The 11,946-nt window shown below is 65.2% G+C and carries 6 protein-coding genes; 4 read left to right on the top strand and 2 right to left on the bottom strand.

Annotation, left to right across the window (positions count from 1 at the left end):
- The first annotated feature begins 764 nt into the window (after window positions 1–764).
- Window positions 765–3,836 (top strand): efflux RND transporter permease subunit, encoded by a 3,072-nt coding sequence (locus BM125_RS10365; RefSeq protein WP_092407653.1) that lies wholly within the window; start codon window positions 765–767, stop codon window positions 3,834–3,836.
- A gap of 1,145 nt (window positions 3,837–4,981) precedes the next feature.
- Here the strand turns inward: BM125_RS10365 and BM125_RS10375 are convergent.
- Both BM125_RS10375 and BM125_RS10380 read right to left on the bottom strand, forming a co-directional pair.
- Window positions 4,982–5,989, bottom strand: coding sequence for an isoaspartyl peptidase/L-asparaginase family protein (locus BM125_RS10375; RefSeq protein WP_092407657.1), 1,008 nt, complete (start codon window positions 5,987–5,989; stop codon window positions 4,982–4,984).
- 49 nt (window positions 5,990–6,038) lie between these two features.
- Window positions 6,039–7,268 (bottom strand): dipeptidase, encoded by a 1,230-nt coding sequence (locus tag BM125_RS10380; protein WP_217647853.1) that lies wholly within the window; start codon window positions 7,266–7,268, stop codon window positions 6,039–6,041.
- Window positions 7,269–7,387: 119 nt separating this feature from the next.
- On the opposite strand from BM125_RS10380, the gene BM125_RS10385 reads away from it, so the two are divergent.
- The 3 genes from BM125_RS10385 to BM125_RS10395 all read left to right on the top strand — a co-directional run bounded on the left by BM125_RS10385 (window position 7,388) and on the right by BM125_RS10395 (window position 11,918).
- On the top strand, window positions 7,388–9,229 hold the full coding sequence (locus BM125_RS10385; RefSeq protein WP_092407793.1) for a 3-hydroxybutyrate oligomer hydrolase family protein: 1,842 nt from the start codon (window positions 7,388–7,390) through the stop codon (window positions 9,227–9,229).
- 149 nt (window positions 9,230–9,378) lie between these two features.
- Entirely contained in the window at window positions 9,379–10,854 is a 1,476-nt protein-coding gene (phaE, locus tag BM125_RS10390) for a class III poly(R)-hydroxyalkanoic acid synthase subunit PhaE (protein WP_175498011.1), read from the top strand.
- Window positions 10,851–11,918 (top strand): class III poly(R)-hydroxyalkanoic acid synthase subunit PhaC, encoded by a 1,068-nt coding sequence (locus BM125_RS10395; protein WP_425429612.1) that lies wholly within the window; start codon window positions 10,851–10,853, stop codon window positions 11,916–11,918. The genes phaE and BM125_RS10395 overlap by 4 nt, the downstream gene beginning before the upstream one ends.
- The last annotated feature ends 28 nt before the right edge of the window (window positions 11,919–11,946 follow it).

The raw sequence follows: 11,946 nt of genomic DNA on the forward strand, positions 1-11,946 counted from the left end.
CTACGGGGGTTCGCTGACAGCACCTCCGTGTGCTGGCAGCGAACTGGGCGCGATCCCTCGCGCCCACCCTGCGGGCCTTTCCTTCGCCCGGCCGCCACCGCTTACGGGGCCCGGGTAGCGCGCATCCTGCGCGCCAGAGCGAAAAGCAAACGCGACAGCCAAAGCCAAAGCCCCTCATCCGCCTGCGGCACCTTCTCCCGCACGGCGGGAGAAGGAAGATCAGGAGCCAAAGCGAAGAGCGAGCTGCAGGTTTGCGGAACGCTGCTTCGTCTTGGCTGCGCAGGAGGCGCAGTCACTGGGGCCCCTATGCAGTGGCGCAGTGGCGGAGAAAAGGCCCGCAGGGCGGCTCGCAGGGATGCGAGCCAGTTGGCTGCCAGTCCATGGAGGGACTGTCAGCCAACCCCGGAGCCGCTGCGCGGAGTCGCAGCGCAGGATGCCCGGAGACCGCTGCATCGGGGTGCTCTTTCTTTTGGTTACTTCCTTGACTTCGGGCTACCTGCCCTTCGCCCTTCGGGCCAGCTGCGCCGTTCGCGCCGCTCCTGCGGCGCAGTGAGCACGCAAAGAAAAGTAACTCGCTCGCCGAAGGCGAGTGAAAGCGTCGCAATCCATTTGTTCGCCCGTCGCAAAGGCTCAGTAGTAAGGAGTTTCTCGGACTGTCAGCGGCGGACTAAACATGGGGAAGCGTCGGCCTTTCGGTTCCCGAAACATGCCAGCCAAGCGGGCTTGCCCACATCGCCAATGATGACAATACCCGGAGCCTCCCCATGACCCTCGCCGAACTCAGCCTGAAGCGCCCGGTCACGGCGGTCATGTTCTTCGTTTCGATGACCGTCATCGGTCTCCTCGCGGCGTTTCGCCTGCCGCTCGAATACATGCCCGACATCCAGGCGCCGTTCCTGTTCATCGACGTGCCGTATCCGGGGTCGACGCCGGCCGAGATCGAGCGGACCATCGCGCGACCGATCGAGGAGGCGCTGTCCACGCTGACCGGCATCCAGTCGATGAATTCGAGTTCGCGTGCCGACGGTGCGCAATTGTTCCTCGAGTTCAAGTGGGGGCAGGACGTTTCATCGAAGGCGGTCGAGGCGCGCGACAAGATCGATGCGATCCGCGCCGATCTTCCCGACGACCTGCAGCGCTTCTTCGTGTTCAAGTTCTCGACCTCGGACCAGCCGGTTCTGCAATTGCGCATATCGAGCGACGGCGATCTGTCCAACTCCTATGAATTGCTCGATCGCAAGCTCAAGCGCCCGCTCGAGCGCCTGCCCGGGGTGGCCAAGGTCACCATCCAGGGCGTGGCGCCGCCGGAGGTGCAGATCGAGCTGTCCTCGGATCGCCTGAGCGCCCACAACATCAACCTCAATGATCTGGCCAAGTCGCTGCGCGAGGCCAACTTCTCGACGTCGGCGGGATTGATCCACGACGGTGGCATGCGCTATCGCGTGCAGCCGCAAGGTGAGTGGCGGTCGCTGGACGAAGTGCGCAATCTGGTCATCAACGATACCGGCCTGCGCCTGGGTGACATCGCCGACGTTCAACTGCGACCAGCGCGACTCGACTACCAGCGGCGGCTCGACCAGAGGCCGGCGGTCGCCATCGACATCAGCCGCGAGCGCAGCGCCAACCTCGTCGAGGTTGGCCGGGCCGTGCTCGCCGAGGTGGCGCGGGCGTCGAAGGAGCCCGAGCTGAAGGGTCTGACCCTCTACTTCCTGCAGAACCAGGCCAAGGGGGTCACCGATTCGCTGCGCGAACTCGGCAAGGCAGGCATCGAGGGCACGGTGCTGTCTGTCCTCGTGCTGTTCTTCTTCCTGCGCGACTGGCGGGCAACGGCCATGGTCTCGCTGGCCATACCGGTCTGTTTCGTGATTACCCTGGGCTGCATGTACTTTTTCGGCATCAGTCTCAATATCCTGTCGATGATGGGTCTGCTGTTGGCCGTGGGCATGCTGGTCGACAACGCCGTGGTCGCCGTCGAGAGCATCTACCAGTATCGCGAGCGCTATCCCGACAAGCCCTGGTACAGCGCGGTGGAGGGCACGCGCGCGGTCGGCACGGCGATCACTGCCGGTACCCTGACCAGCATCATCGTGTTCCTGCCGAACGTGTTCGGCGAGCGCACCCCGATTGCCATCTACCTGACCCAGGTGGCCATCTCGATGGCGATCGCGCACATCGCCTCGTGGCTGGTGGCGGTCAGCCTGATTCCGATGCTCGCCGCCAAGCTGCCGCCACCCAAGTTCATCGGCCGCGAGAACGCGATCACACGCCTGCAGCATCGCTATGGACGACTGGTCGACTGGTCGCTGCAGAACCGCGGCAAGACCATGCTCGGCCTGTTGTGCCTGCTGCTGCTGAGCTTCGTGCCGATGTCGCAGACCAAGTCCGACATGTTCCCGGCAGGGGACACGCGCGAAATGCAGTTGCGCTACGAGCTCAACGGCAACTACCGCCTGCCGCAGCTTGAACAGTCGGTCAGCAAGATCGAGCAGTACCTGACCGAGCACAAGAAAGAATTCGAGATCCGCAACATCTACAGCTATTTCGATGAGCGCGGCAATGCGCAGACCAACATCCTGCTCACCGAAGACGACGATGCGATCCGGCCGGCCAGCGAGATCATCGACGACATACGCAAGGGATTGCCCAAGCTGGCCATTGGCTCGGTCAGTTTCGATGGCAATGGTGGCGGCAACAGCAACGGCATCAAGCTGTCGCTGGTCGGCGACTCGACGGACACATTGCGCGAACAATCGGAATCCGTGATGGCCGTCCTGAGCCGCGTTCCCGGACTGCACGATGTTCGTCTTGTCGAGAATTCCGAAGAGCGTGAAATCGCCGTGCGTATCGATCGCGAACGCGCCCGCTACTACGGATTCAGCGCCGCGGACGTCGCGCAATACGTCTCGATCGCACTGCGCGGGGCGCAGCTCAAGGATTTCCGTCGCGGCGATACGCAGATTCCGACCTGGGTACGCTTCCAGAATGCCGATGCGCAGAGCATCAACGACATGTCCGATTACAAGCTGCGTGCGCCGGACGGCAGCCAGATTCCGCTGATGGCGATGGTCGAGGTGCGTACGCAAGGCGCGGCCTCGACGATCCAGCGCGAGAACCGCCAGACTTCGTTGCAGATTCAGACCAATCTCGACAGTGACACCACCTCCGACGAGGCGCGCAAGCGCATCGAGACGGCAATGGCCAACGTGTCCCTGCCGGCCGGCTACCGCTGGACTTTCGGCACCTCGTTCCGCGAAGCGGACGAGACGGGGCAGCGCATGATGTTCAACATCATCATCGCCCTGGTTCTGGTCTACGTGGTCATGTGCGCGATGTTCGAGTCACTGATCTATCCGGCCGCGATCATGACGACGTTCGTGTTCTCCGTGTTCGGCGTGTTCTGGCTGTTCTGGATAACCGGCACCACGTTTTCGTTCATGGCGATGATCGGAATACTGATATTGATGGGCGTGGTCGTGAACAACGGCATTGTCATGCTCATGCACATCAACCAGCTCAGGCATGAGGGCCTGTTGCGAACCGAAGCGTTGGTGCGCGGCAGCAAGGATCGCCTGCGACCGGTACTGATGACCATGGGTACGGCGATCCTGGCGATGGTGCCGCTGTGCATCGGCACCGTGCAGGTCGGTGGCGATGGTCCACCGTACTTCCCGATGGCGCGCGCGATCGTCGGCGGCCTGATGTTCTCGACCATCGTCACCCTGATGGCGTTGCCTGTGATCTATTCGTTGCTCGACGATGCACGCCTCTGGGTGCGCAAGGTTGGCAGTGATGGCCGCGCCGGCAGGATCCTTCGGCAGCGGCCGGCGGCATCGTGATGTGGACAACCATGGGTCTTGTCGACGCTGTGTGAGCAGGCGCGCGGGAAGTTTCCTGTCCTTCGCATGAAGTGCCTGCGCAGACAACCGTGCCGCGGATTTGCGTGCGGCCACTGTTCGCTGGCGGTCTCGGCATCAGTGTGCATCGACTGAGGTCCTTCGTCCCAGCCCTTCGACAGGCTCAGGACTGGGCGGACTTCGTGCGGGCATGGACCCGTTGACTCGGCTTCTTCTGTTCGTGCACCGCTGCGCGGCGCAGCCTTGGTGGCAACGGCTTTCACTCGCCTCCGGCGTGCGAGTCACTTCGCTTCCACTGTAGGAGCGCCTTCAGGCGCGATGCGCTTTCTGAACGATTCAACCTTGTAGGCTGTCGTCCCTGCTCAGGCAGGGACCCAGTGACTGTGCTTGTCGCTCTGCTCGACATCGCTACGCGGCGCGAGATATGTCGATCCAATCCAGAGCTTTCACTCGCCTGCGGCGAGCGACCCACTTTCTCTTGCGTGGCCAAGAGAAAGTAGGCAAAGAGAAGGCCACCCCAAAGCGGTGGTCTGCGGGCATCCTGCCCTGCGACTTCGCGGCCGGGCTGCGGGGGTTCGCTGACAGCACCTCCGTGTGCTGGCAGCGAACTGGGCGCAATCCCTTGCGCCCACCCTGCGGGCCTTTCCTTCGCCCGGCCGCCACCGCTTACGGGGCCCGGGTAGCGCGCATCCTGCGCGCCAGAGCGGAGAGCAATGGCAACAGCCAAAGCCCAAAGCCCAAAGCCCAAAGCCCAAAGCCCAAAGCCCAAAGCCCAAAGCCCAAAGCCCAAAGCCCAAAGCCCAAAGCCCAAAGCCCAAAGCCCAAAGCCCAAAGCCCAAAGCCCAAAGCCCCTCATCCGCCCTGCGGGCACCTTCTCCCGCGTGGCGAGAGAAGGAAGAGCAGGCGCCGCGGTGATGGGCAAGCGGCATGCTTGCGGGAGTCGGCTTCGTCCTGGCTGCGCGGGATGGGCAGTGAATGCGGCCCCTATGCAGTGCTGCAGTGGCCATGCAAGGAGAAGAAACTGGCTCGCCGCGAGTGAGTGAAAGCAGGGACAGATGATGCCGGATGAAGGGGGGTGCTTCATCTCGCGCTGCACCTCGCGGCGGCCAGCGCGTTCAATGAGAACCCTATTGCTTCGATGCGTCCTCGTCTGCGTAGATCGCGACATGCGCAATGCCGTCGGCGCCGACCCAGGCGCGGAACATGCCGTCGGTGTTGAACGGCATCGCCATGCTGCCGTCCGCACCGAGCACGATGGCGCCACCGTCGCCGCCGAGTTTCGGGATGTCCTTGTTGATGACCTGTTCGGCGGCCTTGGCCAGCGGTTGGCCGAGGAGGCCGACGCGCATGCAGATCGAATGTGCGGCGACCGTACGCAGGTAGAACTCGCCCCAGCCGGTGGCCGAAACCGCGCAGTTCGCGTCGGCGTAGGTGCCGGCACCGATCACCGGCGAGTCGCCTATGCGGCCGAATCGTTTGTCGGTCATGCCGCCGGTCGAGGTTCCTGCCGCGAGATGTCCGTTGCGATCGAGGGCGACCGCTCCGACCGTGCCGAAATGCTTCGCCGTTTCCAGATCGGCGTGAGCCGTGCCGGCCTTGTCTTCGGTCAGCGCCTTCTGCAACTGCTGCCAGCGGCGCTCGGTGCGGAAGTAGGCGGGATCGACGAGGGTGATGCCGTTTTCCCTGGCAAAGGTTTCGGCACCCGGGCCGGCCAGCATGACGTGCGGCGATTTTTCCATCACCGCTCGGGCGAGCAGGATGGGGTTGCGCACGGAGCGCACGCCGGCCACTGCGCCGGCCTTGAGGCTGGCGCCATCCATGACCGCCGAGTCGAGTTCGTTGTGGCCGTCATGGGTGAACACGGCTCCCTTGCCGGCATTGAAGTTGGGGTCGTCCTCGAGCACGGTGATCGCGGCGGTGACGGCATCCAGGGCGGGTTTTCCTGCCTTCAGTTCGGCATAGCCGCGGTTGACGGCTTCGAGCAGGGTCGCCCGCACTGCTTTCTCGATTTCGGGCGTCATGCTGGCGCGGATGACACCGGCACCTCCGTGGATCACGAGTGCAGGTGGGTGCGGCGTCTCGGCGCGGGCATACGCGCAGAGCAGGAGCAGCACCGACAGGCCGGGCCGGTTCATTCGATTCATCGCAATTCCTCCGTATTCATGGCAAGGCAGCCCGGGCTGTTCACGGTTGCCTGGCCGCCTCGACCGCGCGCATCACGCGCAGCAGGTTGCCACCGAGCACGCCCTTGATCTGCGCCTCGCTGTAGCCCTCGCGAAGCAGGCGCTCGGTGATCTTCGGCAGGCTGGCGACATCGATCATGCCGCTGACCCCGCCGCCGCCGTCCCAGTCGGCGCCGAGGCCGACATGCTCGGGTCCGGCCACTTCGAGGATGTGCAGCATGTGTTTCATGTAGTCCTCGAATGTCGCCTGTGGCGCCGGATATTTCGCTTCGATCTCGCGGTACAGCCGCATGGCCTGCTTGCGCTTCTCGACGGTCAGTGCCGCGCCGTCTTCGATGATCGCGAAGAAGCGGTCGAACTCGGCATCGCGCTCGCCGTTTTTCGGCACCTTGATGAGAAACTGGTTGACCGAATTGACCTGGATCACGCCACCCGTCGCGGCCAGCTTGCGCAGTCGCGCATCGTCGATGTTGCGTGGATGGGCGTTGAGCGCGGCCGATGCGGTATGCGAGAGCACCACCGGCGTCTTCGAGAGCTCGACGACCTGGTCGAATACGGCGTCGCTGGCATGCGAAAGGTCGATGATCAGGCCGAGCCGGTTCGCTTCGGCGACCAGGGCCCGGCCCTTGTCGCTCAGTCCGTTGAATTCGGGGCCGCCTGGATTGGTCGAGGAATCGGCGAAGTCGTCGTTGGCAGAGTGGACCAGGCCGAGCATGCGCAAGCCCAGCGCGTAGTAGGCGCTGAGCAGGCTCGGGTCGCTCGCCAGCGGCGACGCATTTTCCATGCTGATATAGACGATGCGCTTGCCGGCCTTCTTGATGCGTGCCGCATCGTCGGCGCTCAGGGCGATCTCGAAGCGGTCGGCATTCGCTGCGACCATCTCGCGGATCTCGACCAGGCGCTTCAGGCCGAAGTCCCGCGCCGCCCGGTTGCCGGCGACGGTGCGTTCGCCCTGTGGCGTGTAGATCACCCAGAAGCCGCCATCGAGTCCGCCTTCGAGCATGCGCGGATAGTCGACCTGGGAGAAATCCGCGTCGAAGCTGTGGCGGTCGCCGATGCGCCAATCGGGACGCGCGAACAGCATCGGTGTATCCAGGTGGGTATCGAGCACGATAGCGCTCTGGTGCAGGGTTGCAGCGCGTTGCTCGAGGGTGTCGGCTGGCGCAGCCAGAGCGGGCCTGGCCAGGCCAGTGCAGACGAGCAGGAGGATGGCGATCGATTTCATGGGCAGGATGGCTTCGCGGCCTCGGTACCCGATCACACCACAGCAGGCAGGCATCGGCAATGCGCAGGGAAGGCTTGTACCTTGGTCCCGATGACAGGCTGGTCGACAGTTGCTACGGTGATGGCATGAACAGAACAGTCATTCACGGTTGCGGCGTCCTCGCCGCGTTGCTTCTTGGCGCGTGCGCGAGCACGCCGCGGGGTTCGGAGAAACCGGTCATGTCCGATGGGCTCGTCAGCGAGATCAGGGTCACTCGACACGAGGGAGCCGACGACCTGCTCAGCGCCGGCCTCGGTCTTTCCGGCCTGCGCGGGTCGGTGCCGGCGTTCGCCGACGCGCAGGCGCCGACGCCGGCCGAGTTGCGTCGTCGGGCAATCTATACGAGCTGGCGGGGCATCGCCGATCTGGGACCGCTCGGCAGCTATGGCGAAATCTACGGCAGCGTTCCGCTGGTTACCGGTCGCGAGTTCAGCGCATTTGCGAAACTGCCGGAAGCGCGCTCGCCGCATCGCGTCCTGCTGCAGGTGCCCGACCTGTTCGATCGCGACAAGCGCTGCGTGATCGTCGCGGCCTCATCGGGATCGCGCGGGGTCTATGGCGCGATCTCGCTGGCCGGTGCCTGGGGCCTGCCGCGCGGCTGCGCGGTGGCCTATACCGACAAGGGCACCGGCAGCGGTTATTTCGACGTGGCCAGCAATACCGGCGTTCGCCTCGACGGTACGCGTACCGAGCGCGGCGTCGAGATGCTCGAATTCGCGCCCGATGGCGATGAAACGCCCGGCCCGCTCAACGCCGTGCTGGTCAAGCATGCGCATTCCGGCGACAACCCCGAGGCCTCGTGGGGGCGGCACGTCATCCAGGCCGCACGGTTCGCCCTGCACGCGCTCGACCAGGCCTTTCCGGACCAGGCGCCATTCACTGCCGGGAACACGCGCATCATCGCCGCCAGCCTTTCCAACGGCGGCGGTGCCGTTTTGCGCGCCGCCGAGAACGATGCCAACCTGCTCGACGGCGTGGTCGCAGTGGAGCCCAACATCCTCGCGGGCGACGGTGGGCGCGCCCTCTACGACTACGTCACTGAAGCGGCCCTGCTGACGCCCTGCGCGTTGCTCGAGCCGCGCTTCGACGACACGCCGTTCGCGCGCGTCAATGGCGCGCATCCACCGGCCTGGGTCACGCGCTGCGCCACCTTGCACGAACGCGGCGAGTTGACCGCGGACGATCTGCAGACCCAGGCCGCTGAGGCGCTGGCCCGTCTGCACGTTTCCGGCTGGACCGATGCCGCGCTGCGCAATGTCGCGGCGAGCACGGCCCTTGATCTCTGGCGCGCGGTCGCGGTGACCTATGCGGCGGCGTACACGCGCACGGCGGCGGGTCCGATGCCGTGCGGTTATGGTCTGGCCGGCATGGATCCCGGCACGGCCCCGCGACTCGCGACGCCCGCCGAGCGTGCGGCCTGGTGGTCCGATGCCTCGGGCATTCCGCCCGGCGCCGGGGTAGGCATCGTCGATGACATGGCGACCGGCGACGATGCGAGCTGGCCCGGTGTCGAGTGCCTTCGCCAGTTGTGGGGCACGCAGGATGCGCTAGGGCAGCGCCTTGCCGCGGGTGTCGAGGCAACCCGGGCTGCGCTGCCGCGCGCCGACCTGCCGATCATCATCGTGCATGGCCAGGCCGATGGCCTGGTGCCGATAGCCTTCAGTTCCGATCCATACGTCCGCTGGCTCGAGGCCAACGAGCGTCACCCTGTCCTGTGGCGGGTCGAGCATGCCCAGCACTTCGATGCCTTCCTGGCCTTTCCGGGGTTCGGCGATCGGCATGTACCGCTGATGCCGTTCGCGTATGCGGCCCTGGACCGGATGTGGGCGCATCTGTTTGCCGGTGAGGCCCTGCCGCCGAGCCGCGATATCGCGACCACGCCACGTGGAAGTGGCCCGCTCGGCGCGGTTCAACTGGGCGTTCCCTGAGTCGCGGGTTCCTGCGCGGCGCATGTGCGTGCGGTACCGGAGTCCGGGCCGGCGCCAGCGCGCCGATTCGCCGCTGTAACGCGCGCACCGCTATCATGTGCGACATGCGGCGCCCGCGCCGCCCGCTGACTCGAATCGGAGATCGCGCCATGAGCGAATCGCTGGATATAGCCCAATGGGCAAAGAACTGGGAGGCGATGGCGCGTCAAGCGCAAGCCGCCCTCGGCGCAAACACGGGCCAGGTCCCGTGGGGCGCCGGCACTGCGAACGCCGGCTGGGCCGACGTGCTGGGCAAGGCCAATCCGTTTGCCGACGGCAAGCAGCAGAACGAGGCCGTGGAGCGCATGCTCAGTGGCGCCCAGGGCTATCTCGGCATGCTGCAAAGCCTGGCCGCGGCCGCGGTCGGCCAGACCGGGGGCGCTGGCGACAACCTGGCCGATGCATTCCGCAACGGCATGTTTTCCGGTGCATTTTCGTCCCCGGCGATCGGTAATCCGATGGCCACCGCGATGCGCGGGCTCGCCGGCTCGGGAGCGCGAGGCTTCGACCAGATGATGGAGCAGTTCGCCGCAGCGGCAGGGCCGATGTTCGACAAGACACGCGGCGCCCTGCACCAGCCGGCTTTCGGATTCCTGCGCGAAAAGCAGGAAAACCTGCAAAAGACGGCGCAGGTCTTCATAGACTATCAGGAGCAGAGCGCGCGCTACGATCGCCTCATGCTCAAGGTCGGCGAGCAGAGCTTCGCCCGCTTTCAGCTCAAGCTGGCCGAACGCGAGGAACCCGGTCGCCAGATCGAGTCGGCGCGCGCCCTGTACGACCTCTGGATCGACGCGGCCGAGGAAGCCTATGCGGAGATCGCCCTGTCCGAGGAATTCCGCGAGGTGTATGCCGCCGTGGTCGATGCGCAGATGCGCGTGCGCCAGCAGGTGCAGGGCGAGATCGAGCGTTACTGCAACGAGCTCGGCATGCCGACGCGCAGCGAAGTCGACAGCATCGGCCAGCGTTTGCAGGCACTGCGCCGCGAATTCCGCAACCAGCAGGGAGGCGAGGCCGGACATCAGGCGCTGCTGGCCGAGATCGGGGTCTTGCGCAACGAGGTAGCGGCACTCAAGTCGCAACCGGACGCGCGAACAGGCAGCGCTGCGACCGCAAAACCGGCACGTGCAGCCAGGGCCAGCACGCCCAGGACGTCGAAAATGGCAAAGCCGGCCGCCGCCAGGGCTACGCAAGCCAAGACCTCTGGCAGCAAGGCCGAAGCAGCGCCGGCGGGCGACGCCGACACCGGCGCTGGCAAGGGCAAGCGCACGCAGGTCGTGCAGTCCGTGAGCCGGGCAGTTACCGGGGCAGCGAAAACCCCATCGTCCAAGGCGAAGCCGCGGCGCAAAACCGCTGCCAGCTCGAGCGCCAAGCGCCGGCCCAAGCGAAGCCGCTCGGAAGCCGGAAAATCAGTCGCCGCGGTCGGCGCTGCAGTGAAATCGACGGGGCAGGGAAGCAAGGGCAAGCCGAAAGGCAACAGCTTCGCCGCCAGCATCGCCCGTTTCGCACGCAAGTCGAAGACGGCGACCGCGAGCCGTGCGCCGCAGACCCGCACGTCCGCATCCGGCAAGCGCGGAGGTGACCGCTGATGGGCCCGCTCAATATTGCGCCGTCGGAACTGTTCGAGGAAGCGGTCCGCTTCCAGAAGAAAATGAGTCGCGGCAGCGAAGTGCTGCGCACGCTCGACGACGTCGATTTCGGCGTGACGCCGAAGGACGTCGTCTACCGCGAGGACAAGCTCGTCGTCTACCGTTTCCGCGGCGACAGGAAGCCGACCGCGAAGACACCGATCCTGATCGTCTATGCGCTGGTCAACCGGCCCTACATGGTCGACCTGCAGGCGGACAAGTCGCTGGTTCGCAACCTGCTGGCCCAGGGCGAGGATGTCTATCTGATCGACTGGGGCTACCCGGATCGCGCCGATCGCTGGCTGACCCTGGACGACTACATCAACGGCTACATCCGGCGCAGCGTCGATGCGGTGGCGAAGAACGCCGGCGTGGCCAAGATCAACCTGCTCGGCATTTGCCAGGGCGGTGCGTTCTCGCTGTGCTTCACGGCCATGCATCCGCACAAGGTCAAGAACCTGATCACCATGGTGACCCCGGTGGATTTCCACACCCCGGACAACATGCTGTCGAACTGGACCCGCAACATGGATGCCGACCTGTTCGTCGACACGATCGGCAACGTGCCGGCCGACCTGATGAACTGGTGCTACCTGATGCTCAAGCCGATGCGCCTGCTGCAGCAGAAGTACGTCGGCATGGTCGATATCCTCGACAACAAGGAGGAACTCGAGAATTTCCTGCGCATGGAGAAGTGGATCTTCGATTCGCCCGACCAGGCCGGCGAGGCCTTCCGTGAATTCATGCGGGATTTCTACCAGGGCAACAAGCTGGTCAGGGGTGGTCTGACCATCGGCGACCGCACCGTGGACCTGGGCAGGATCACGATGCCGGTGCTCAACATCTTCGCCGAACAGGATCATCTGGTCCCGCCCGATTCCTCGCGGGCGCTGCAGGCCGCCGTCGGCAGCAAGGACTATACCCAGATCGCCTTCAAGGGCGGGCATATCGGCATCTACGTGTCCGGCCGCGCCCAGCGTGAGGTGCCTCCGGCGATCCACGACTGGCTCAAGGCGCGCAGCTGATCGATTCCGTAGGCAGGCGCCAGCCGGC

Source organism: Dokdonella immobilis (assembly GCF_900115085.1).
Lineage (GTDB): Bacteria > Pseudomonadota > Gammaproteobacteria > Xanthomonadales > Rhodanobacteraceae > Dokdonella > Dokdonella immobilis.

Excerpts from the sequence above, each read along its gene's own strand:
- BM125_RS10365 (WP_092407653.1), top strand. The coding sequence starts at position 765 with ATGACCCTCGCCGAACTCAGCCTGAAGCGCCCGGTCACGGCGGTCATG.
- BM125_RS10375 (WP_092407657.1), bottom strand. The coding sequence starts at position 5,989 with ATGAACCGGCCCGGCCTGTCGGTGCTGCTCCTGCTCTGCGCGTATGCC.
- BM125_RS10385 (WP_092407793.1), top strand. The coding sequence starts at position 7,388 with ATGAACAGAACAGTCATTCACGGTTGCGGCGTCCTCGCCGCGTTGCTT.
- phaE (WP_175498011.1), top strand. The coding sequence starts at position 9,379 with ATGAGCGAATCGCTGGATATAGCCCAATGGGCAAAGAACTGGGAGGCG.